Below are 23,233 nucleotides of genomic sequence, written 5' to 3'. Positions count from 1 at the left end.
CATGCGCGGACCTCATAACATTATCCGCCTGATCCGGACAGGCGCCACTTTGGAGCGGACCGGTGCCATGAACGTGGTGCTGGACGCTTTCGAAGCACCACGTGCTTTGCGCATCGTGGCGCACACGCTGGGCAAACCGTTCCAGTGGTTGGGCTACAAGGGTGATCCGGACATGCCGCCCGCCACACGCGCGCTGACGGCACTGGGTCCGGCATACATCAAATTTGGTCAGGTGCTGTCGACCCGCCCGGACGTGGTCGGTGATGAACTGGCCGAGCAGCTGCGTGTTCTGCAGGATAAACTGCCCCCCTTCTCTCGCGCCGAGGCGATGGCCGAAGTTGAGAAAGAACTGGGTCAACCGGTCGACGAATTGTTCACCGAATTCAGCGAACCCATTGCGGCGGCTTCGATCGCTCAGGTTCACAAGGCCAAACGGGCCAGTACCGGTGAAGAGGTCGCTGTCAAAGTTCTGCGCCCAGGGATCGAACGCGCCTTCCGCAAGGACGTGGACGCCTTCTATTTCGCAGCTCGCATCGTGCAGCTGTTTGCCCCGGGTGCGCGACGCCTGCGTCCGATGGATGTCATCGAACATTTTGATGGTGTGGTCCGTGGAGAGCTGGACCTGAGGCTCGAAAGCGCTGCAGCATCGGAATACCAAGCCAACACCAAAGATGATGAAGGCTTCTGGTTGCCGCCGGTTGTGTGGTCATTGTCCGCGCGCCGCGTCATGACACTTAGCTGGGCAGACGGTATTCCGCTGGGCGACAATGACGCGCTGGATGCCGCCAATCATGATCGCCATTCGTTGGCAGAACGCGTCTTGCGCCTGTTCCTGATGCACGCGTTGCGGGACGGCTATTTTCATGCCGACATGCATCAGGGCAACCTGAAAGTTGCCGCCAATGGTGACATTATTGCCTATGATTTTGGCATCATGGGCCATATCGATGAATATACGCGCCGGGTCTATGCCGAGATACTGTTCGGCTTCATCCGCCGCGATTACAAACGCGTGGCCGAGGTTCATTTCGAAGCCGGATATGTCCCTGCCAATCAGGATGTAGACGAGTTCGCCCGCGCACTGCGCGCGGTGGGTGAGCCCATCTTTGGCATGGACGCCACCCATATCTCGATGGGTCGGCTACTCAACTATCTGTTCGAAGTCACCGAACGTTTCGGCATGGAAACACGGACTGAACTGATCCTTTTGCAGCGCACGATGGTAGTGGTTGAAGGCGTCGCACGTTCACTGGATCCGCACATCAATATCTGGGAAGTCGCGCGCCCCGTGGTCGAAGATTACATCAAAAAATCGATCGGCCCGCGTGCGGCTCTGCGTGATTTTGGCAAGACCGCGTTGGTTCTCGCACGTTTCGGACCGCGCCTGCCTGATCTGGTCGAAAACGCTTTGATTGCGCAGACTCACAAAGATGAGCCAAAGAGATCAGGTGTTTTGCCTATGCTCCTGCCGGCGGCCATTGGTGCCATTGCTGGTGCGGCAGCCGTAATGCTGATGAGCTCTCTGGGCTAAACACACCCAAAGAGCCCAGAGTTTTCAAGATGGTTTTGGGGGCAATCTGCCCCCGTTCCGTATCAGAGACGCTCGATTGCGATTGCGATCCCCTGACCACCGCCAATGCACATGGTGATCAGACCTTTCGATCCCCCGGTACGCTCCAATTCATACAGCGTCTTCAGGGTGATGATCGCACCGGTAGCCCCAACTGGATGGCCCAGAGCGATCGCCCCACCATTCGGATTCACCTTGGCGGCGTCCAGTCCCAGTTCCTGATTGACGGCGAGCGCCTGAGATGCAAACGCTTCATTGCTTTCGATCACATCGAAATCTTCAACCGACAAACCAGTCTTTGCCATCAGGTTCTGCACTGCCGGTACAGGCCCGATCCCCATAACCTCGGGACGAACACCTGCATGTCCATATCCCAGAATGCGGGCCTTTGGCTTCAGACCTGCTTTCTCGGCAGCATCCGCCGTGGCCAGAACCATCGCAGCCGCACCGTCATTGATGCCCGATGCGTTGCCTGCAGTAACACGGCCATCTTTTTTGAACACTGGCCGCAATCCGGCGAGTGCCTCGGCGGTTGTGGCTTTGGGATGTTCGTCGACCTTGAAATCCACCATGTCACGCTTGACCTTCACCTGAACCGGCGTGATCTGGTCGTCGAAGTATCCCGCATCAATGGCCGAGGCAGCGCGGGTCTGACTGGACAGGGCAAACTCATCCATCTGTTCACGCGTGATCCGATGTTCGTCGGCAACGTTTTCAGCTGTCACCCCCATGTGCCCGGTTCCAAACGGGCAGTTCAGCGCACCCAGCATCATATCCATCGAGGTTACATCGCCCATTTTTGCACCCCAGCGGGCCTGCGGCACGATATACGGACTGCGCGACATGCTTTCGGCCCCGCCTGCGACCGCGAACTCTGCATCCCCCAGCATCAGGGACTGGACCGCAGATACAACAGCCTGCGCGCCGGACCCACATAGACGGTTTACGTTCATTGCCGGCGTTTCATTCGGAATGCCCGCCTGCATCGCAGCGACACGCGAAAGATACATGTCGCGTGGTTCGGTACTGATCACATTGCCAAACACCACATGACCGATTTGACCACCCTCGACGCCCGAACGTTCCATTGCCGCTTCGGTGACGACCGTTGCCAGATCGATGGGCGCGGTCGAGGCAAGCGCCCCGCCGAATGTGCCGATAGCCGTACGGGCTCCGTCCAGTATCACAATGTCGGTCATGTCTCTCTCCTCTTGGATTTGGGCGCAGTATGCATCTGCAGCATTGAGCTGTCCCACAGGACGTTCCGTCACTGTCGGAATTGACAACGGATCGTCAAGCGCGCATGAAATTCCGTCATGACGGAAGACTCAAACGATATCCTGACACGTCTGCCCGCCCGCCTGAAAGAGGCACGCCGGGCAAAAGGATTGTCCCTGGAAGCTGTAGCCAATCTCAGCGGCGTATCCCGATCCATGGTCAGCCAGATCGAACGGGGTGAAAGCAGCCCGACAATTTCGACGCTGTGGAACCTCACCCGTGCACTGCAGGTGGATTTTGCCGGATTGCTGGAAGAGGCCGATGGTACGGATCAGATCGAAGTTCTGAGAAACTCCGAAGTTCCCAGCATCGACAATATGGGGCAGGCTTGCCGTATCCGCATCCTGTCTCCACCCGAAGAAGCCGGCGGGCATGAAGTCTATGATATCTCCTTTGATCGGGACGGTGCATTGAACAGCCAGCCCCATACTCGGGGCGCACAGGAACAACTGACTGTGCTGGAAGGGTCCGTCCGGATCACCTCCGGAACAGCCAGTATGGATCTGAGGCAGGGTGACACTGCGCGTTATGCGGCTGATGTTCTGCATTCGATTTCATCGCTTGATGGCCCCGCTCGAGTTTTCCTGATCGTAAAAAACGCCTGACACCGGCGAATATCCGCCTTCACGGAAATTTTTCCGCAATTTTGCCATTCCCCTATTTGGGAAATGCATCCGTTATGTTAGATACGCGACTCAGAACAAGGAGATCGCCATGGCAGATGCATTCCTGTCCCATATCACGGACACCCTCGCGCAGATCGAATCCGAAGGTCTGTATAAACGCGAGCGAATGATCACCTCGCCTCAGGGCGGTGAGATCACGGTGGGCGACAAACAGGTGATCAACCTGTGCGCCAACAATTATCTGGGTCTGGCCGATCACCCCGCGCTGATCGACGCTGCCAAGGGCGCGATGGAGCCCAAGGGGTTCGGCATGGCCTCGGTCCGGTTCATCTGCGGCACGCAGGACATACACCGTGAGCTTGAGCAGAAACTGGCAAAGTTCCTGAACAAGGACGATTCGATCCTGTTCGCTGCATGTTTCGACGCCAATGGCGGGTTGTTCGAGCCCCTGCTGGGGCCCGAAGACGCTATCATCTCGGACAGTCTGAACCACGCCTCGATCATTGACGGCGTGCGTCTTTGTAAAGCCAAACGCTATCGCTATCTGAACAACGACATGAACGACCTCGAAGCCTGGCTGAAACAGGCCCGCGAGGATAGTGCACGGCACATCATGATCGCCACCGACGGCGTATTTTCGATGGACGGCTATCTGGCCAACCTGCCGAAAATCCGGGAGCTGGCAGACAAATACGACGCTATCGTCATGGTCGATGATTGCCACGCTACTGGCTTTATGGGGCCGAACGGCGCCGGGACGCCGGATCATTTCGACGTCGATGTTGACATTCTGACGGGAACTCTGGGCAAGGCACTTGGGGGGGCAATCGGCGGTTACATCGCCGGGCCGCAGCCAGTGATTGATCTGCTACGGCAGCGGGCGCGGCCCTATCTGTTCTCAAACTCGCTGCCGCCGTCCATCGTCGCCGCCGGACTTGAGGCGATCCGTCTGGTCGAAGAGGGTGAGATGCTGCGCGCTCAGCTGTTCGGAAATGCGAAATACTGGCGTGCAGGTCTGGAGAAACTGGGGTTTGATCTGCTGCCCGGAGAACATCCAATCATTCCAGTCATGCTGGGTGAGGCCACTTTGGCACAAGAAATGGCGTCGCGACTGTTCGATGAGGGTGTCTATGTTTCGGGCTTTTTCTTCCCCGTCGTGCCGCGCGGGCAGGCCCGTATCAGGACGCAGATGAATGCGGCTCTGACAAAGGATGAACTGGACCGGGCACTTACAGCCTTTGGTAAAGTCGGCAAAGAGTTGGGGATTATCTCTTGATCCTGCCATCGGTCATAGACGTTATCGGAAACACACCGCTGGTGGAGCTTTCGCGAGTGACACGCTCGCTTGGGCTTGAGGGACGCATTCTGGCCAAGCTGGATTATCTGATGCCAGGTTTTTCCAAGAAAGACCGGGCTGCGCGATCTATCATCGAAATCGCCCGGGCTGATGGTTCACTCCTGCCCGAGCAAACCGTTGTTGAGCTGACCTCGGGCAATATGGGCACTGGCCTCGCGATTGTTTGCGGAATTCTCGGGCATCCGTTCGTCGCAGTCATGAGCGCAGGAAACTCGGTCGAACGCGCCCGAATGATGCGTGCGCTAGGGGCCGAAGTTGTCATTGTTCCACAGGCGTCAGGCAGCAAACCGGGTGAAGTTTCAGGCGCTGATCTGGCGTTGGTCGATCAGGAAGCGACGCGCATCACCCTTGAACGTGATGCATTCCGGGCAGACCAGTTTGGGCATGCGGGTAATCCTGCTGCCCACGAAACTGGAACCGGCCCTGAAATCTGGGATCAGTCAGGTGGCGAAATTACAGCGTTCTGCGATTTTGCCGGATCAGGTGGCACTTTGGCGGGTGCTGCAAGATTTCTGTCACCACTTGGTGTCCGGTGCTACGCGGTTGAGCCTCAAGGCGCACGTGCGCTGGCAGGGGAAGCGGTATCTACCCCAGATCATCCGATCCAGGGTGGTGGTTATGCGATGAATGATCTTGTTCATATGCGAGATGCGCCCATAGCAGACTATCTTTCCGTGACGGGTGAAGAAGCCCGCGAGAATGCCAGACTGCTGGCAAGCCGCGAAGGGATATTTGCCGGGTATTCCGCCGGGGCAAATCTCGCAGCTGCAATCCAATTGCTGCGAGGCCCCGAACGTGGTGGCTGCGTTGCGATTGTCATGTGCGACAGCGGCCTGAAATATCTTTCAACGGACTTATGGGAGTGATCTGATGCGTGCAAACACGATGAAAGCATTGGAAAAATCCAAACCGGAAGAAGGACTGTGGAAGGTACAGGCTCCGGTCCCTGAGATCGGCCCGGAGGAGGTGCTGATCCGCATCAGGAAAACAGGGATTTGCGGGACCGATATCCACATCTGGAACTGGGATGACTGGGCCTCGCACACTGTACCGGTACCGCTGATCACCGGTCATGAGTTCGCAGGCGAAATCGTCGAGATCGGGCGCAATGTGACCGGGCTTGAGATTGGTCAGCGCTGCTCGGGCGAAGGGCACCTGATTGGTACTGACAGCCGTCAGAGCCGGGCGGGCAAGTTCCACCTCGACCCCGGCACTCGCGGGATAGGTGTGAACGAACAGGGCGCGTTCGCTGAGTACCTGAAGCTGCCCGCGTTCAATGTCGTACCTTTGCCCGATGATATCCCTGATGAAATCGGCGCCATTCTCGACCCATTGGGGAATGCAGTGCATACGGCGCTGAGTTTTGATCTGCTGGGGGAAGATGTGCTGATCACTGGCGCAGGGCCGATCGGCATCATGGCGGCGGCCGTTGCCCGCCATGCCGGGGCACGGCACGTGGTGATCACCGATATCAACCCGGATCGTCTAAAACTGGCTGAACATGTTGTACCAACACTGCGCGCGGTCGATGTCAGTAAAGAGGATCTGCAGGACGTCATTCACGAGCTTGAGATGAAAGAAGGGTTTGATGTCGGGCTGGAAATGTCGGGTTCTCAGGCCGCACTTGATCAGATGGTCGAGGCCCTGGTGATGGGTGGGAAAATTGCGCTTTTGGGCATTCCCCCCGGCAAATCGCCGGTTGATTGGAGCCGCATCGTATTCAAGGCAATCACCATCAAAGGCGTTTATGGCCGCGAAATGTTTGAAACCTGGTATAAGATGATTGCGATGCTGCAGAATGGCCTGGATGTCAGCCGCGTCATAACGCACGAGTTTCCCGTCGATGATTTCACTAAGGGTTTTGCTGCCATGAAATCAGGTCAATCCGGCAAGGTGGTTCTGGACTGGGGCTAACACACTGGAAAGTTGCAAAACTAGCCCCTAAACAGGTGCAAAAATCACCGAAGGGAGGGGCAATATGGGTGACAAAAACAAAGACGATCGCCTGTTGGAACGGGGGATCGAAGACTCTCTGGTCACCGATTTTGCGGACACTCATCGCAAAAGCTATGGCGATTTCCTGCAACTCAAGACTCTGCTGAATCTGCAGAAGACCTTTCAGGAACCAGCGCAGCCGGATGAGATGTTGTTCATCATCATCCATCAGGTCAGCGAGCTGTGGCTGAAACTGATGCACCACCAGTTGGTCGAGGTACGCCGTTTCCTGCAGCAGGACGAATTTGGACCGGCCATGAAGAATCTGGACCGGATCAAAGCCATTCAGCGGCAGTTGATTACAGCTTGGGAAACTCTGCTGACCATGACGCCAGCCGACTACATGACGTTCCGGCAGGCCTTGGGCAGCTCATCCGGGTTTCAAAGCTATGGCTACCGTCAGATCGAGTTCATTCTGGGCAACAAGGATCCATCTACGCTGAAAGTGCATGAACATGACACTGAGGTGATGGAGATGCTGAACGCAGCTCTTACCAAACCTTCGCTCTATGATGAGGTCTTGCATATGCTGGCTCGGCAGGGTTTCGATGTGCCACAGGATTTGATCGAACGTGATTACGCGCAACCCTATTCAGGTGACCCGCGTATTGTTAAAATCTGGGTCGAGGTGTTCCGGAATACGGACAAGTATTGGGACCTTTATGCGCTGGCCGAAAAGCTGATGGACGTCGAGTCGCTGTTCCAGCGCTGGCGCTTTGATCATGCCACTGCGGTAGAGCGTGTGATCGGCATGCAACCCGGCACAGGGGGTTCCAGCGGTGTTGCGTTCTTGCGCAAAGCGTTGGAGTTGCGGTTCTTTCACGATCTCTACGACATGCGGACAGAACTGATGTATAGCGAGCAAAGCTGATGTTGTATCGTGGATTTAGTCAAACCGAACTCAATCAGGAGTATTCACCCAGCTCGATGGTTGGCGGTGACATCACACCGTATCTTGCCAGCTACAAAGCACTTAGTGCGCAGGCGCGGGACGATCTGACAGTTCAGGAAGACCTCAGATATGGCGACAGTCCGGAACACGTTCTGGACTTCTTCCCCTCGCAAAAGCCCGGGGCACCCCTGCACGTTTTCATTCACGGCGGGTATTGGCAGGCGCTCAGTCAGCGCGAATCGGCGATGATGGCCCCTGCCCTGATCGAAAGCGGACACGCCTTTGCCACGCTGAACTATACGATTGCTCCAAAGGCACGTCTGGGACAGATGATCGATGAATGCCGCCAGGCTTTGCTATGGCTGGCTGGTCGGGCCAAGGAACTGGGATTTGATCCGTCAAGGATCACCTTGTCCGGACACAGTGCCGGGGGGCATCTGGCATCCATGGTGATGGCCAGTTCTTCTGATGTTCTGGCCCGATCAGGGTTACGCGTCCGCGATGTGATCCTGATCAGCGGAGTGTTCGATCTTGAACCGATCTCTCTAACACCGGTAAACGACCCTCTGCAGCTGAGCCCGGTCGAGGTTCACGATCTCTCACCCAATCTGCATCTGCCAACGCCGGGGCCACGCTATCGAGTGACCGTTGCCGAGAGGGACACGCCTGAATTCATCCGCCAAAGCCGGGATTATGCCGAACTGCTGCGTCGGGCCGGGCACTCGGTCAGCTTTGATCTGCAAATGGGGATGCATCATTTCGATATCATCCTGCATCTTGGAACGTTTGTGACGACCCATACTGATTAAATTTTAAAGATTTGAACAAAAAACAGCGGCCCGATTGGACCGCTGTTTTTGAACACTTAGATTTTGCCGGAATTAGTCCAGCGTCCGAGTAACCTCTTCGCGCTCGAAGATTTCGATCACGTCGCCCGCACGGATATCGTCATAGTTTTCGAACGCCATACCGCATTCCTGACCCGACTGAACCTCGGCTACTTCGTCCTTGAAGCGCTTGAGCGTCTTCAGCGTGCCTTCGTGGATCACCACGTTGTCGCGCAGCAGGCGAACACCTGCGGAGCGGCGGGCAACGCCTTCGGTGACCAGACAGCCAGCGACCTTGCCAACACCAGTGACCTTGAAGACTTCGCGGATCTCGGCATAACCGATGAACTTCTCGCGGATCTCGGCGCTCAGCAGGCCAGATGCGGCGGCTTTCACGTCATCCACAAGGTCATAGATCACCGAGTAATAACGGATCTCGACACCCTTCTGGTTCGCTGTGTTCCGCGCCGATGCGTTGGCACGAACGTTGAAGCCAAAGATCGGTGCGCCCGAGGCTTCGGCCAGACCGACATCCGTTTCAGTGATCGCGCCGACACCCGAGTGCAGAACGCGTACGCGGACTTCTTCGTTGCCGATCTTCTCCATCGCCTGAACGATGGCTTCGGCAGAACCTTGTACATCCGCTTTCATCAGAATCGGCAGCTCGGTGACGTTTTCGTCCTCCTTGGCCTTCTGCATCAGCTGCTCAAGGGTTGTCGCGGCACCAGCGGCAGCGCGTTTGTCCTTGGCGGCTTGCTCACGATAGGCAGCGATTTCACGGGCCTGCGCTTCGGTCTCGGTCACGTTCAGAACGTCGCCCGCTTCGGGCGTGCCGTTCAGACCCAGAACCTCAACCGGAACCGACGGACCAGCTTCTTTGACGCGGTCACCTTTGTCGTTGATCAGCGCACGAACCTTACCGTACTGCTCACCCACAACGAAGATATCGCCCTGACGCAGCGTGCCGTTCTGAACCAGAACGGTGGCCACAGGGCCGCGACCTACATCCAGCTGGGCCTCGATTACGGCACCTTGGGCGGCGCGATCCGGGTTGGCTTTCAGCTCCAGAATCTCGGCTTGCAGCGCGATGGCTTCGAGCAGTTCGTCCAGACCCTGACCGGTGATGGCGGACACTTCGACGTCCTGAACCTCACCCGACATTTTCTCGACAATCACTTCGTGCTGCAGCAGATCGGTGCGCACTTTGTCCGGGTTGGCGTCCGGTTTGTCCACCTTGTTGATCGCCACGATCATCGGCACTCCGGCCGCTTTGGCGTGGTTGATCGCCTCAATGGTCTGCGGCATCACGGCGTCGTCAGCTGCAACAACCAGAACCACGATATCCGTTACCTGAGCACCGCGTGAGCGCATCGAAGTAAAGGCCGCGTGGCCCGGCGTATCCAAGAAGGTCAGCGTTGTACCACCATCGGTTTTTACCTGATAGGCACCGATATGCTGGGTGATGCCACCAGCCTCGCCCGCAACAACCCGTGCATCACGGATCGCATCCAGCAGCGAGGTTTTACCGTGGTCAACGTGACCCATGATGGTGATGACCGGCGGACGCGGCTGCAGATCGCCTTCGTCGTCTTCGACCTCTTTGATGACATCTTCCACGTCCGAATCAGAGACACGGGTCACCTTGTGGCCAAATTCTTCGATGATCAGCTCTGCAGTGTCGGCATCGATGGTCTGGTTTTGCGTAACCATCATACCCATCTGCATCAGCGATTTGACTACGTCGGCCACGCGCTCGGCCATACGGTTGGCCAGCTCGGACACCATAATCGCCTCGGGCAGCTGAACATCGCGGATCACCTTTTCCCTCTCGACCGTACCGCCCATGGCTTTTTGACGCGCGCGCTCTTGCTTACGCTTCATCGCGGCCATCGAACGCTGACGGTTGCCTTCGCCACCTGTGGCCTGACCCAGAGTCAGTTTGCCCGAACGGCGGTTGTCGTCACGCCCTTTGCCACGACCACGCTGTTCGCGTTCGCGCTCCTGCTTGCGCGGTGCGGCTGCTGGCGCTGGTTTACTTGCCGGGCTGCGGGCCGCTTTGGGCTCTTCCGGTGCAGGCGCTGCGGCAGCACGTTTGGCAGCTTCTTCTGCCTCTTTGCGCTTGCGCTCTTCCTCTTCGGCTTTGGCACGTGCACGTTCTTCAGCTTCACGCTGCTCACGTTCCTTGGCCTCTTGCTCGGCACGACGGCGGGCGCGCTCTTCTTCGCGCGCCTTTTCAGCGGCCTCACGGGCTGCGGCCTCTTCGGCTTCACGGGCCTTGGCAGCCTGCAATGCCTTCATCCGGCGCGCCATTTCGGCGTCGGAGATACCTGCAGGACGACGCGAAGGATCACCCGATGGCGTAGCGCCACCGCCCGGTTTGGTCGCACCCGGCTTGGGGACCACCACGCGCTTGCGTTTGGTTTCCACCACGACATTCTTGGTGCGTCCGTGGCTGAAACTCTGTTTCACATTTCCGGGGCGTGCCCCGCCACGAAGACCCAATGTCTTTTTGCCGTCATTATCGCTCATAAAGCTTCTTACCCTTCCGCGCGGCCCCTGCCGCCGTCATCCGTTTCGCGCAAGCCACGCAGGCGCTGCGCTTCCTCTACAACACGTTTGGCGAGTCCGCCAGAGGCCAGCGCCGCATGAATCACGGTTTGGCGCCCAAATGCCTGTCCTAATTCGTCTGCGGTCAGCCATCCGATGTATTTACCGAAGTGCGGCGTGCTCAGTTTCGACTTGCCGCGCCCCGATCCATCGACAGCCTGAATCAGCACTTGTGCCTCTTCCCGGTCCAACCACGTCTTGACCTTTTCGTAACCGGCAACCGCGTCGCCCGACTTGCGTGCCAAGCTCAGCAATTCGATCACACGACGCGAGACCTGCCTTTCGACCTCGTCCGTCAGGTCTTTAGGCACGGTCACCTGCGCCTTAAACCCGCGGGCAAACAGCTTTTTGCCCACAGCCTGATCCAGAGCGGCGCGATCCGCCGATACGTAGACACCACGCCCCGGCAGTTTAGCTGCAACATCCGGAAAGACCTGACCATCGGGCCCCGTCACAAAGCGTATCAACCCATATTTAGGCTGAATCTCGCCCGTGGCGATGCATTTCCGCTCAGGTCCTTCGGACCGATCTTTATGGACGCCACCGCGACCCATTTGCGCCACCCGAAGCCTGCGATCAGGCCTCGGCCTCCTCTTCAGTTGTCTCGCCGTCGACTTCTTCTTCGGCCTGTTCCAGTTCAGCCGGATCAACCCAGCCCAACATGATACGCGCGGTCATAACCAGATCCTGCGCCTCTTCCAGCGACACACCGAAAGGCTCCAGAACGCCATCATCCTTGGTGCGTTCCCCATCGACCGTGGTCCAGCCACCGGCCAGCTCCCAGTCTGCGCAGGTTGCAAAATCTTCCAGAGTTTTGACGTCGTCCTTGGCCAGAGCCTCAACCATCTGGGGTGTCAGGCCTTCGAATTCAATAAGGCTGTCCTCGGCACCCAAGGCACGGGCCGCATCCAGAGCGGCCTTTGCCTGTGCTTCAAGGAATTCGCGCGCACGTGTTTGCAGTTCCTGCGCGGTGCCTTCGTCCACACCGTCAATGACCAGTAGTTCGTCGATCTCGACATAGGCAACCTCTTCGAGGTTGGTGAACCCTTCGGAAACCAGCAGCTGAGCGAAGAACTCGTCCAGATCCAGGCTATCCATGAACAGCTTGGTGCGGGCTTCGAATTCTTTCTGACGACGCGCCGATTCTTCGGCTTCGGTCATGATGTCGATGTCCAGACCGGTCAGCTGGCTGGCCAGACGCACGTTCTGACCGCGGCGACCGATGGCAAGCGACAGCTGTTCCTCGGGAACCACAACTTCGATCTTGCCTGCTTCTTCATCCAGAACCACCTTGGAGACCTCGGCGGGCTGCAGCGCGTTCACAAGGAAGGTCGGCTGATCTTCGTTCCACGGGATGATGTCGATCTTTTCTCCCTGCAGCTCGTTTACAACGGCCTGAACACGGCTACCGCGCATACCAACGCAGGCACCGACAGGATCGATCGAGCCGTCATACGAGATCACAGCAATCTTGGCACGCGAACCGGGGTCACGGGCCACGGCCTTAACTTCGATGATGCCGTCGTAGATTTCCGGCACTTCCATCTTGAACAGCTCGGCCATGAATTCCGGTGCGGTGCGCGACAGGAAGATCTGGTGGCCGCGAACCTCGCGACGTACTTCCTTGATATACGCACGCACGCGATCATTCGGGCGATAGCTTTCGCGGCCGATCTTGTCGTTGCGACGCAGAACGGCCTCGGCACCACCGAGATCAATGATGACATTACCGAATTCTTCGCGTTTGACGGCACCGTTGATGATGGTGCCTGCGCGATCCTTGAATTCTTCGTACTGACGATCACGCTCAGCTTCACGAACCTTCTGCAGGATGACCTGCTTGGCCGACTGCGCCGCGATACGGCCCATTTCAACCGGCGGAACCTCTTCAACGAACACATCGCCGACTTCGGGCGCTTCCATGTACTGGCGCGCCTGCTCGACGGTCATCTCAGCCTGGTAGTTTTCCAGCTCGTCATCCTCTACCACGGTACGGACGCGAGTGAAGGTCGCCTTGCCGGTCTTGCGGTCGATCGACACGCGAATGTCCATCTCGGCGCCGTAACGGCTCTTGGCGGCACGGGCGAGCGATTCCTCCATCGCTTCGACAACCAGACCGGGGTCGATCATCTTTTCGCGGGCCACGGCCTCGGCGGTTTGCAAAAGCTCCAGCTGGTTGGCTGAGGTAATTGCCATCAGTTCGTCTCCTCTTCGGACCCTTCGGTCTCAATCTCGTCGAAGGCGTTTTCGTTCAGAGCACCCGCATCTTTGCGCTGGCGCAGCATTTCCTTGATTAGGTCGTCGGTCAGAACCAACTTGGCGTCGCTCAGCCAGTCGAATTGCAGACCGATGGTAATTGTCTCGTCCCCCTCGGGGATGTTGATCAGAACCTCGTCCCCTTCGATTCCGGCCAATTCGCCTTTGAAGCGGCGGCGGCCGTCGATCAGTTCTGCGGTTTCAATCTTGGCCTCATATCCCTCGAAGGTCTCGAAATCCTTGAGGCGAGTCAGGGGGCGGTCGATACCGGGGCTCGATACCTCAAGCGTATAGGCGTCAAGAATCGGGTCCTCGACGTCCAGCGTGGCACTGACTGCGTTCGAGATTTCGGCGCAGTCATCCACTTCGATGCCACCATCGGGCTTGTCAGCCATGATCTGCAGCGTGGTCTGTTTGCCGCTCATCAGGCGAATGCGGACCAGCTCATACCCCAGATCCTCGATCACAGGGGTGATGATCTCGGCCAGTCGCCGGTCGATGGCTGCTTTGGCTATCAGGTCGTTTGTCATCTGGTTCTCTACCCTGTCATACGGGCACAAAAAAACGGGCGCGCGGCCCGTCGATCTTTTCCGGTGGAGCCCCGGACCAGAAGTCCGACACGCCGCTGTTGCAAATGCATATACGCAGGAGAATCCGAATCTGCAACCCCCACGTCGCCGGCCAGACAAAACAGGGTCAGAATTCCGCCGAACTCAGATCATCCACCAGCGTTCAGCGACCCGCCCGTCATCCAACGGACCCTGCCGCCCGATCTGGCGCGGCAGCCCCACATTTGATGAAACGGCAAGCGCCATTTCCACCTCGGTCGGATGGAACCGCAATCCGCGTACCGAGCGAATCCCATCAGCATCCGGCATTGCCGCAACATCCACGAACCCGTCGCGCAGGGCTTCGGCACGAACGGTGGCATCCGGTATCACGACAATCTCAACTGCGTCCAGCCAGCCTGCCTGGCCATCCTTATAGTGACCGGCTACGCGACGCCCCAGAAAGTGCCGACCATCTTCCGCGCGCTCAACCCGATAACAGCCCGTTCCATTCGCCGATTTGAGCGGCGTCACATCCTGCCCATCCCGGGTGATAACGAAACGACTGTCAGCAAGCAGGAAGGGTAATCCGGGATTGGCCTCAGTCAGCTCAAGGCGTAAGCGATTGGGATCCAGCGCTTCGACCTGCCCAACCTGTGCCAAAACGGCAAGCACATCCTCGACCCTCAGCGCATCGCCATCATGAAAACGCGCATCATCGCGCACATCAAAGGTCCAGACACGCGCATCCGCATCTGTTTGCCATCCCGTCGCCAATTCTCCGCGCAGGGTTCCGTCCGGGGCAATTTCCGTCAGATTGTCGAAGACCGCGCCGCGCGCAACCTGTTCGAGGCTGTCATCACGCGGCACCGCCAGCCGAAGAACGCCACCGGATTTGGGGGTGTCAGCAAGTGATGCGCCTGTAGCCGCCAGCAGCGCTGCAGCGGCACCGGATGCAAACAGAGCACGACGGTCAATGCGTGTCATACCAAACCCTCCGCCACACGATCCATGATACGAACCAGTTCGGCGCTGATGCCCGGCTCGGACAATGCGTGACCGGCCTGACGCACCATCTTCAGATCAGCGTTCGGCCAACGCTCGGCAAGCTCCCACGCGGCCTGAGGCGGGCAGATCATGTCGTAGCGACCCTGCACGATATGTCCGGGTATATGAGCGATACGATCCATCTGATCCAGAATTTGCCCATCAAACTCCAGAAAACCGCCATTGATGAAATAGTGATTCTCCAGCCGCGCAAAGGTGCGCGCATATTCGCCGGGGCTTTCGCCAACCGAGCCATTCGTATGGATTGAGGCTAGCGCGTTTTCCCAATGCGACCAAGCGCGGGCGTAAAGAATCTCGGTCGCGCGATCACCCGAAAACAACCGCTTGTGATACGCGCCAATTGTATCGGACAACTCGTTTGCCGGAAGAAGAGAGGTGAATTTTGCCCATTGTTCTGGCCAGAATTTCCCGGCGCCCCCGCCGTAGAACCATTCCAGTTCGGCCTCAGTCATCAGGAATACGCCACGCAAAACCAGCCGGCTGACCCGATCCGGATGGGTCTGAGCATAAATCAGCGCCAGTGTCGCGCCCCAGCTGCCCCCAAAAACGATCCATTCATCGATTTCAAAGATTTTGCGCAAACGCTCGATATCAGCGATCAGATGCCAGGTCGTGTTGTTTTCAACCGACGCCGTCGGCCGTGACCGTCCACACCCGCGCTGATCAAACAGAATCACCCGATACGCCTTGGGATCGAAGTACCGCCGCATCGCAGGGCTGCAGCCGCCACCGGGCCCCCCATGCAGCACCACAACGGGTATCCCATCTGGATTTCCGCATTGTTCCACATAGATGCGGTGTCCATCGCCCATATCCACCACACGCTGATCAAAAGGATCGGTCGGCGGATAGAGATATTGAACTGCGCGCTTTTGGTCCGGGTACTTGTCCATTATGGCCCTATATAGTCCTTAAGCGTAAAAGAGCATACGGAGACAGGAATGCAAGCGCATCCGAACACTGTGGACCCATCCGAGATCGCAAAATTTGAGGCGATGGCTGCGGAATGGTGGGATCCGCATGGTAAATTCAAACCGCTGCACATGCTCAACCCGTGCCGTCTTGATTATATCACACAGCAGATAGCAGCCGAATTTGACCGCGATTTGAAAGACGCAAAGCCGTTTCAGGGTCTTCGCCTGCTGGACATTGGTTGCGGTGGCGGGCTGCTGAGCGAACCCATGGCACGCCTTGGAGCGGAGGTTGTCGGCGCGGACGCCGCCGAAGGGAATCTGCCGGTTGCCCGTATCCACGCCGAACAATCGGGGCTGCAGATCGATTATCGCCACACCACTGCCGAAGACATGGCCGCCGCTGGCGAACAATTCGACGTGGTTCTGAACATGGAAGTGGTCGAACACGTGGCCGATCCGCTGTCCTACCTGACCGCCACGCGGCAATTGCTGAAACCCGGCGGGCTTGAGATCTGTTCCACCATCAATCGCAACCCTAAATCATATGCGATGGCCATTTTCGGGGCCGAGGTCGTCATGCGCTGGCTGCCCCGCGGCACGCATGAATGGAACAAGTTCATCACCCCGGATGAACTGTTTGACCTGCTGCGTCAGGCCGGGCTCGATCCGGTGGACCGCAAGGGGTTCGTGTTCAACCCGATTCTGTGGAGTTGGTCGATCTCGGACCGGGATCTGAGCGTGAATTATGTGACGGCGAGTGTGAAGCCCGGCTGACCCTATTCGTCTTCCAGTTGGATGCGTAGATCACGCAACACTGGCAAGGTGGCGCGAACGCGCTCAAGCCCCAGCTCACCAACAACACGATTGATCAAAGGCGCGATCGAGGAAATGGCCTGATCGCGCGCACGCCGCCCTGCCGGACTGATCGCCACCATCTTGCGGCGGGCGTCGTCCCAGTCAGGGCGAATATGGACGTAACCAGCCCATTCCAGTTTGGCCAAAGTGTTGGTCATGGCACCCCGTGTCACGTGGAACGTGTTTGCCAGTTGCGCCGGGCTCCGTTCACCACCAACAAAAACCAGATGATTGAGCACCGAGAAATGCGAAATTTCCATGCCCTTGGGCAGTACTCGGCTCAGCCGATTCCGCAATAATTGATCTGCGGTCAGGATCTCGCTGAACAGCGCGACCGCAAGGGCATTGGTTTCGTCAGTCATGGTCCGGTTCTGGATCAGGGCCCGTCAAAGGGACGGACATGTGTCAGCGAGGGTACGCGTCGGCGTGCCTCTGTCACAGAACTATCATCCAAATCGAAAAAGTGAATGCCGGTCTCGGTCCCTGCGTCGATCAGCACCTCTCCCCAAGGGGCGACAACCATGCTGTGGCCATAGGTATAACGCGTCTTTCCGCGCGTCTTGGGATGTTCGCCGGTTTGCGCAGGCGCAATCACCCAACACCCGTTTTCTATGGCCCGGGCACGCAGCAGTGATTCCCAATGTGCAGCACCTGTGACCGGAGAAAACGCGGCCGGAACCGTCAAAATCCGCGCACCGGCCTGTGCCAGCGCCGAATGAAGATGCGGAAAGCGCAGGTCATAGCAGATTGTCATTCCGACCTTGCCGAAGTCCGTATCGGCCACAACAGCCCTGGTTCCGGGCCGGTAATTCGCTGATTCGCGGAATGTCTCCGACTCGGTGACCTGCACATCGAACATATGAATCTTGTCATACCGCGCCACGATCTCACCCTGCGGGTTGATCATAAACGATCGGTTGGCGAATCTGCCGTCGGCGTCATGAGTTTTGATCCCCAAAGAGCCGATCAACAGCCAGACGCCCAGCGCGGCGGCTTGCTCACGCAGGCCAGCCAGAGAGATGTCGTCTTCTTCGTGTTGCAGAACCTCACGCTGCCGCGTCGTGCTGGTCGATACGCAATTGGTAACCTCGGGCGTCAGGATGAACCCAGCGCCCTGAGCGGCAGCATCGGCCATCATGGCGCGCACGGTTTCGAGGTTTCCGACCGGGTCGTCCGACGAGGTGATCTGCAGCAGTGCTGTTTTCATCAGGCCGCCAAAAGACCGTCCAGCCTGCCCTGACGATCCAGATCATACAGATCATCACAGCCACCTACATGTGTCTCACCCACGAAAATCTGGGGAACGGTGCGCTTTCCACCGGCACGCTTGATCATTTCGGGTTTGCGTTTGGGATGCAAAAGCACGTCGATCTCTTTAAACTCGACACCCTTCTGTTTCAACAGACGCTTGGCCGCATGACAGTATCCGCACAAAGGCGAGGTATAGATTTCTACCGGTTTCATATTCCGTTCCCTTGGGTTTCGCGCAATCCTGAGCGAATTAGGCATCCTTGGCAACGCGTGCCAGTGCCAACACGAAAATATGATTTGCGCCTGATGCAAGGCAGGCGCGCGCACAGGCCGACAATGTCGCGCCCGACGTCATGACGTCATCCACTAACAATACATCCCGCCCTGCCAGATGGTGACCACGTTTCGGATGTACGGATATGGCATTCATCAGCACCTCAGCCCGCTCTGCCGCGGTCCTGCCATCCAGCACTGGGGTACGCAGTTTACGAACCAGCAGATCGGGACACACAGGCAGACCGGTTTCGCGCCCGAGGTTCTGCGCCAGCAGGGCTGACTGGTTGTAGCGACGTTTAATCAGCCGCGACCAATGGAGCGGTACTGGTGCAATGAGCATATCTGACACAATAATTTCGCGCCCAGCATGCGCCATCCAACGCGCAGCGGGTCGAGCCAACTCCGGCCGATCCCCGTGCTTCAATGCCAAGACCAAAGACCGTGCCTTTCCCTCATACAGCAGGGCCGCCCGCCCATCACGCCAGGGCCGAGGCACATCCATACAATCATCGCATTCAATCCGATGATCGTCCGTATCCCCAGGCAAAGGGGTTCCGCAGCTTTCACAAACCACTCCACCGATAAAAGGCGTATCACGCCAACAAGAGCCGCAGAGTCCGAAATCGGACTCCGTCAATTCCCCACATCCCATGCATCGGGGGGGATAGATCAGCTCGACAGCGGTTTGAATCTGCTGCCAGATGCGATACTTGCGGCCTATGAAATTGCCTGCGCCCAATGCACCCTCTCTGTTTGACCGCAAGAGCCTTGCTATGCACCGCGCCCGTGTCCGCAAGGATGCGCTGTTCCTTCACGAAGCGGCCATTGATGAGATCAAGGATCGTCTTTCCTTGGTTAACAAAACCTTTACAGCACCAGCGATTGTGAGCCCGTTTGCTGATATCTGGAGTGACATCATTCCCGATGCCCGGATCATCCGAGATGACGAAGTGCTCGACCTGCAAGCGGGGTCTCATGATCTTGTGATCCATGCCATGGCCTTACATTGGGCGAATGATCCAGTGGGCCAGTTGATCCAATGTAACAGGGCGCTTCAACCTGATGGGCTGATGCTTGTGATCTGTCTAGGCGGCGAAACCCTGCATGAACTGCGTGCTTCGCTCGGGCAAGCCGAAGTCGAAGTAACAGGTGGCCTCAGCCCTCGTGTCGCGCCCATGGCAGAATTGCGCGATCTGGGAGGCCTGTTGCAGCGCGCCGGTTTCGCGCTGCCAGTAGCAGACAAACTCCCACTCACTGCGCAATACCGTGACATTTGGCACCTGATGCGCGACCTGCGGGCGATGGGGGAAAACAACGCTCTGACTGGGCGCCTCAGGCATCCGACGCATCGGGCAGTTTTCAGCAAAGCCCAAGAAATATACCGATCACACTTCCCGGCACCTGATGGCCGGCTATCCGCGACATTCGAACTGATCTGCCTGACAGGTTGGTCACCCGATGAAAGTCAGCCCAAACCCTTGCGTCCCGGGTCGGCTCAGATGCGGTTGGCTGAAGCTCTGGGAACCGATGAGGGCAAACTGCCCGATTGACGATCGGCCAATTCCATTTATCTCAGGTGCGAACCTAATTTTCAGGAAGCTACTTATGCTTGATGCCACCCGCCCCGTGCACGCCAAAGCCGATCATCCCAAAATCAAGATGGGCCGCGTTGGTGTCCTGCTGGCAAATCTGGGAACGCCCGACGACTACAGCTATTGGCCCATGCGCCGATACCTGAATGAGTTCCTTTCCGACAGGAGGGTCATCGACTACCCGGCCTGGAAATGGCAGCCGATTCTGCAGGGTATAATTCTGACCAAGCGGCCATTCAGTTCAGGCGAAGCCTACAAATCGATCTGGAATCACGACAAGGGCGAAAGCCCGCTTATGACCATCACTAAAGATCAGACCGCCAAGCTGAAATCAGCGATGCAGGAGCGGTATGGGGACCGGGTGCTGGTGGATTTCTGCATGCGTTACGGCAATCCTTCGACCAAATCAAAGGTTCGGCAAATGGTTGCCGAAGGATGCGATCGCATTCTGTTCTTCCCACTGTACCCCCAGTACGCCGGGGCTACGACAGCAACGGCAAATGACGAGTTCTTTCGCGCCTTGATGAAAGAGGCCTGGCAGCCTGCCAGCCGAACGGTTCCGGCTTATTTCGATGAACCGGCTTACATCGATGCTTTGGCGCAATCCGTCGAAACGGCCTATGCCGGGATGGAAACAAGGCCCGATGTTCTGGTGTGTTCATACCACGGAATGCCCGAGCGATACCTGCAACAGGGTGATCCGTATCATTGCCAATGCGTCAAAACCTCCAGATTGCTGAAGGAACGGCTGGGTTGGTCAGATGATCAGCTGGTATCGACGTTCCAGTCACGATTCGGGCCGGAAGAATGGCTCAAACCCTACACTGTGGATCATGTGGCTGAACTTGCGAAGCAAGGGAAAAAGAACATCGCGGTGATTGCGCCCGCTTTTTCCGCCGATTGCATCGAAACGCTGGAAGAGATCAACGAAGAGATTCGCGAGAGCTTTGAAGAGGCCGGAGGCGAGACATTCACCTATATTCCGTGCCTGAACGATCAGGATGCCCACATATCAGCACTGGGCAAAGTGATCGAAGATAACCTGCGCGGCTGGCTGGACTGAACAAACCAGATGTCAGAAATAAGAAAAGGCGGTGGAAACTCCACCGCCTTTTCTCTTGATGACTCTCGTCAAATTAGCTTGCTGCAACAGCTGCGGCAACTACGACCAGCAGGATCAGCGGCAGCAGGATGCCCTGCGATGTGCCCTGAGTTTCTTCAACAACAACAGGTGCCTCAACAACCGGCTCTTCCAGGTTGCCAGCAGATGCGGTCGAAGCAGCAGCGGTCAGTGCAGCGGCGAGAACGAGTTTCTTCATATTAACCTCCAGAATTTGCGCGATTCCAACAATCGGAACCGCACACCCAAGACTTACCTCGTGGTTTTTTCTAATCAGCTATGCGGTTGGAATGCAATTGCAACTTGAGCCACAAGCGGGTTCGTGCGCGAAAATGTCGTCAAATTAGCAACACTTGCGTGCCGACCTTCGCCATTGAAAACAGCTCAGCGATGTCTTCGTTGAACAACCCTATGCAGCCATTGGACGACCGACGCCCGATTTTGCGGGTGTCATGCGTTCCATGGATGCGGTAGTACTTCCAACTCAGGTACAAAGCGTGTGTTCCCAAGGGGTTATCCGGTCCCGGAGGAATATAGTCGGGCCATTCCGGATTTCTCTTCTTCATCGAAGGCGTTGGTGACCAGCTTGGACCTTCGACCTTGCGGATGACGCTGGTACGCCCTCTGCGGGTCAGTTCCTCGGTCAAAGGCACCGATGAAGGGTAAAGTTTATAGGTCGATTGGTCTGCTGACCAATAGTGCAGAGCCCGCGACACGGTATCGACCAGAATTGCACCATTGTTGGTGTTCGAGAAGTAAGGCTGCCAATCCAGCGCCCTGAACCCCGATACATTACGGCGAACCGCTGGCTCTGCTTCCGGCGCGGGTCGCAGAGGATCTCCGGGAATATATTGGGCTACGGCAGGCGTCGCCAGGGCGGCAGACGCGCCAGCGAGAAAACCACGGCGGGTTGTCGAACGAATATTCTTTTTGACCATGGCAAGCGGTCCTTTGTTATAAAATCTGATGTATTTTATTGCCAGAATGCTTCAGTCGCAAATCAAACCGGCAGAATCACGCACGATTCAGGCACTGCGCGTTTGCTCCGAACGTTAAGGCAGGCTATTCCCCTTGTCGAAACAATTATCAGGCCCATCATGACGCGTATCGTTTCTTTACTGTTTATTTGCTTTGTCGCGCTGGCGGCATGTACGGACACCGGAACCACCGCATTGGGGGCAGATGGTCGTCCTCTGCCCACCGTTTACAAGATTCGCGGCAACCCGGACAAAATCCAGTTCCGCATGCTCGATTCGGTCAACGCGCTACGTCAGGCCTCCGGTCTGCAGTCCGTACAGCTGAATTCACAACTGAACGCCGCCGCAGCAACCCATGCCAAAGATATGTCACGACAAAACCGGCCCTGGCACTTTGGATCGGATGGTTCATCCCCGATCGATCGCGCCGCCCGCGCCGGATATTATGGCACTTTCCTGGGTGAAGCGATTTCGGAGACTTATGAGACCGAAACCGAAACACTGGCCGCCTGGATGCAGGAGCCCGGACCGCGTGCAGTCATCATGGATCCCAAAGCCACGCAGATGGGTTTCGCATGGCATCAGGAAAGCGGCGGAAAAATCTGGTGGACGCTGGAAATGGGAAGCGGCGGCTGATCTGAATTCATATCCTAAAACAAAAAAAAGACCCCCATAAAACAGGGGGTCTTTTTTTGTATTTGGCAGTGATTAAGCAGCTTGCATAGACTGCGCGGCCGTCAGAATCGCGTAGAGCTTCACCGGATCGGGATTGGCCCTGAGTTTTGCACAAACTGCAGTATCTCTGAGTGTGCGTGATACCAATGCAAGCGCCTTCAGATGGTCCACACCCGCATCTTCGGGAGCAAACAGGGAAAATGCCAAATCAACAGGCTGGCGATCGACCGAGCCAAAATCGATTGGCTTTTCCAGCATCACGAAGACACCGGCTACCGACTCCAAACCCGGCAGACGGGCGTGCGGCAGCGCCACCCCATGCCCAACACCAGTCGGGCCGAGGCTTTCGCGCTCAAGCAGATTGTCCACAACTTCCTGTGCCTCAAGCCCAAGCGTGCCTGCTGCGACATCGCCGATTTCCTGAAACAACCGCTTCTTGCTGGAAGCGGCCGACAGAACACGCACTGCCTCGGGCTTCAGAATGCTCGAAAGCTCCATGATAACGCTCCATGGCGACGCCCCCGCTGATATGCGGGGGTTCGCCGCTAT

25 protein-coding genes are annotated in these 23,233 nt (G+C 57.3%); 11 read left to right on the top strand and 14 right to left on the bottom strand.

Features of this window, described 5'->3' with window-relative positions; translation table 11 throughout:
* Position 1 precedes the first annotated feature (1 nt).
* Positions 2-1,531, top strand: coding sequence for a 2-polyprenylphenol 6-hydroxylase (ubiB, locus tag ACR0CW_RS17055; protein ID WP_480743287.1), 1,530 nt, complete (start codon positions 2-4; stop codon positions 1,529-1,531).
* Between the two features lie 62 nt (positions 1,532-1,593).
* Here ubiB and ACR0CW_RS17050 read toward each other — a convergent pair whose 3' ends face one another.
* A complete protein-coding gene (locus tag ACR0CW_RS17050) occupies positions 1,594-2,769 on the bottom strand; it encodes an acetyl-CoA C-acyltransferase family protein (RefSeq protein ID WP_480788696.1) in 1,176 nt (391 codons plus the stop codon).
* A 117-nt stretch (positions 2,770-2,886) separates the two neighbouring features.
* Here ACR0CW_RS17050 and ACR0CW_RS17045 point away from each other — a divergent pair, with 117 nt between their 5' ends.
* The 6 genes from ACR0CW_RS17045 to ACR0CW_RS17020 all read left to right on the top strand — a co-directional run bounded on the left by ACR0CW_RS17045 (position 2,887) and on the right by ACR0CW_RS17020 (position 8,527).
* Positions 2,887-3,453 (top strand): helix-turn-helix domain-containing protein, encoded by a 567-nt coding sequence (locus ACR0CW_RS17045; RefSeq protein ID WP_480788695.1) that lies wholly within the window; start codon positions 2,887-2,889, stop codon positions 3,451-3,453.
* 109 nt (positions 3,454-3,562) lie between these two features.
* Complete coding sequence (locus ACR0CW_RS17040) at positions 3,563-4,750, top strand: glycine C-acetyltransferase (protein WP_170336692.1); 1,188 nt, start codon at positions 3,563-3,565, stop codon at positions 4,748-4,750.
* A complete protein-coding gene (locus ACR0CW_RS17035; protein WP_480788694.1) occupies positions 4,747-5,697 on the top strand; it encodes a PLP-dependent cysteine synthase family protein in 951 nt (316 codons plus the stop codon). Before ACR0CW_RS17040 ends, ACR0CW_RS17035 begins: the two co-directional genes overlap by 4 nt.
* A gap of 19 nt (positions 5,698-5,716) precedes the next feature.
* Entirely contained in the window at positions 5,717-6,745 is a 1,029-nt protein-coding gene (gene tdh / locus ACR0CW_RS17030; protein WP_480788727.1) for an L-threonine 3-dehydrogenase, read from the top strand.
* A 64-nt stretch (positions 6,746-6,809) separates the two neighbouring features.
* The gene (locus ACR0CW_RS17025; protein WP_480788693.1) at positions 6,810-7,697 is read left to right on the top strand and encodes a tryptophan 2,3-dioxygenase; all 888 of its coding nucleotides are present in this window, start codon (positions 6,810-6,812) and stop codon (positions 7,695-7,697) included.
* Entirely contained in the window at positions 7,697-8,527 is an 831-nt protein-coding gene (locus tag ACR0CW_RS17020; protein ID WP_480788692.1) for an alpha/beta hydrolase, read from the top strand. The genes ACR0CW_RS17025 and ACR0CW_RS17020 overlap by 1 nt, the downstream gene beginning before the upstream one ends.
* A gap of 72 nt (positions 8,528-8,599) precedes the next feature.
* On the opposite strand, the gene infB is transcribed toward ACR0CW_RS17020, so the two are convergent.
* From infB to pip, 6 genes are all read right to left on the bottom strand, one after another.
* Positions 8,600-11,074: a translation initiation factor IF-2 gene (gene infB, locus ACR0CW_RS17015; RefSeq protein WP_480788691.1), complete on the bottom strand. Its 2,475-nt coding sequence runs from the start codon at positions 11,072-11,074 to the stop codon at positions 8,600-8,602.
* Positions 11,075-11,082: 8 nt separating this feature from the next.
* The gene (locus tag ACR0CW_RS17010) at positions 11,083-11,706 is read right to left on the bottom strand and encodes an RNA-binding protein (protein ID WP_155146664.1); all 624 of its coding nucleotides are present in this window, start codon (positions 11,704-11,706) and stop codon (positions 11,083-11,085) included.
* A 22-nt stretch (positions 11,707-11,728) separates the two neighbouring features.
* Positions 11,729-13,348 (bottom strand): transcription termination factor NusA, encoded by a 1,620-nt coding sequence (nusA, locus tag ACR0CW_RS17005; RefSeq protein WP_170336685.1) that lies wholly within the window; start codon positions 13,346-13,348, stop codon positions 11,729-11,731.
* Positions 13,348-13,938, bottom strand: coding sequence for a ribosome maturation factor RimP (gene rimP, locus ACR0CW_RS17000; RefSeq protein WP_152459779.1), 591 nt, complete (start codon positions 13,936-13,938; stop codon positions 13,348-13,350). Before rimP ends, nusA begins: the two co-directional genes overlap by 1 nt.
* A 183-nt stretch (positions 13,939-14,121) precedes the next feature.
* On the bottom strand, positions 14,122-14,943 hold the full coding sequence (locus tag ACR0CW_RS16995; protein ID WP_480788690.1) for an ABC transporter substrate-binding protein: 822 nt from the start codon (positions 14,941-14,943) through the stop codon (positions 14,122-14,124).
* On the bottom strand, positions 14,940-15,917 hold the full coding sequence (gene pip / locus ACR0CW_RS16990) for a prolyl aminopeptidase (protein WP_480788689.1): 978 nt from the start codon (positions 15,915-15,917) through the stop codon (positions 14,940-14,942). The genes ACR0CW_RS16995 and pip overlap by 4 nt, the downstream gene beginning before the upstream one ends.
* Before the next feature lie 48 nt (positions 15,918-15,965).
* On the opposite strand from pip, the gene ubiG reads away from it, so the two are divergent.
* Positions 15,966-16,712 (top strand): bifunctional 2-polyprenyl-6-hydroxyphenol methylase/3-demethylubiquinol 3-O-methyltransferase UbiG, encoded by a 747-nt coding sequence (gene ubiG, locus ACR0CW_RS16985; RefSeq protein ID WP_480788688.1) that lies wholly within the window; start codon positions 15,966-15,968, stop codon positions 16,710-16,712.
* A gap of 2 nt (positions 16,713-16,714) precedes the next feature.
* Here ubiG and ACR0CW_RS16980 read toward each other — a convergent pair whose 3' ends face one another.
* Genes ACR0CW_RS16980 through ACR0CW_RS16965 form a run of 4 tightly spaced genes read right to left on the bottom strand, consistent with a single transcriptional unit; the run spans position 16,715 to position 19,059 of the window.
* Positions 16,715-17,155, bottom strand: coding sequence for a MarR family winged helix-turn-helix transcriptional regulator (locus ACR0CW_RS16980; protein WP_155146677.1), 441 nt, complete (start codon positions 17,153-17,155; stop codon positions 16,715-16,717).
* Between the two features lie 14 nt (positions 17,156-17,169).
* Positions 17,170-18,000, bottom strand: a complete 831-nt coding sequence (locus tag ACR0CW_RS16975; protein ID WP_480788687.1) for a carbon-nitrogen hydrolase family protein — start codon at positions 17,998-18,000, stop codon at positions 17,170-17,172.
* Positions 18,000-18,257, bottom strand: coding sequence for a glutaredoxin 3 (grxC, locus tag ACR0CW_RS16970; RefSeq protein ID WP_155146681.1), 258 nt, complete (start codon positions 18,255-18,257; stop codon positions 18,000-18,002). Before grxC ends, ACR0CW_RS16975 begins: the two co-directional genes overlap by 1 nt.
* Before the next feature lie 37 nt (positions 18,258-18,294).
* A complete protein-coding gene (locus tag ACR0CW_RS16965) occupies positions 18,295-19,059 on the bottom strand; it encodes a double zinc ribbon domain-containing protein (RefSeq protein WP_480788686.1) in 765 nt (254 codons plus the stop codon).
* Between ACR0CW_RS16965 and ACR0CW_RS16960 the strand changes: the two genes are divergently transcribed.
* Positions 19,040-19,870: a methyltransferase domain-containing protein gene (locus ACR0CW_RS16960; RefSeq protein ID WP_480788685.1), complete on the top strand. Its 831-nt coding sequence runs from the start codon at positions 19,040-19,042 to the stop codon at positions 19,868-19,870. The two genes, ACR0CW_RS16965 and ACR0CW_RS16960, sit on opposite strands and share 20 nt — an antisense overlap.
* A 55-nt stretch (positions 19,871-19,925) precedes the next feature.
* Positions 19,926-20,975, top strand: a complete 1,050-nt coding sequence (gene hemH, locus ACR0CW_RS16955) for a ferrochelatase (protein ID WP_480788684.1) — start codon at positions 19,926-19,928, stop codon at positions 20,973-20,975.
* 73 nt (positions 20,976-21,048) lie between these two features.
* Here the strand turns inward: hemH and ACR0CW_RS16950 are convergent, their stop codons facing one another.
* Positions 21,049-21,231 (bottom strand): hypothetical protein, encoded by a 183-nt coding sequence (locus ACR0CW_RS16950; RefSeq protein ID WP_155146687.1) that lies wholly within the window; start codon positions 21,229-21,231, stop codon positions 21,049-21,051.
* Between the two features lie 139 nt (positions 21,232-21,370).
* Positions 21,371-21,970: a L,D-transpeptidase gene (locus ACR0CW_RS16945; protein WP_155146689.1), complete on the bottom strand. Its 600-nt coding sequence runs from the start codon at positions 21,968-21,970 to the stop codon at positions 21,371-21,373.
* A gap of 159 nt (positions 21,971-22,129) precedes the next feature.
* Between ACR0CW_RS16945 and dalA the strand changes: the two genes are divergently transcribed.
* Positions 22,130-22,645, top strand: coding sequence for a divisome-associated lipoprotein DalA (gene dalA / locus ACR0CW_RS16940; RefSeq protein WP_155146690.1), 516 nt, complete (start codon positions 22,130-22,132; stop codon positions 22,643-22,645).
* A 72-nt stretch (positions 22,646-22,717) separates the two neighbouring features.
* On the opposite strand, the gene ACR0CW_RS16935 is transcribed toward dalA, so the two are convergent.
* On the bottom strand, positions 22,718-23,182 hold the full coding sequence (locus ACR0CW_RS16935) for a PTS sugar transporter subunit IIA (protein WP_170336670.1): 465 nt from the start codon (positions 23,180-23,182) through the stop codon (positions 22,718-22,720).
* Positions 23,183-23,233: the final 51 nt, after the last annotated feature.

The sequence above is a fragment of the Ruegeria sp. CH6 genome, from assembly GCF_056537005.1.
The sequence above is the reverse complement of the archived record's forward strand: the minus strand, read 5'-3'. Positions and strand labels throughout refer to the sequence as shown.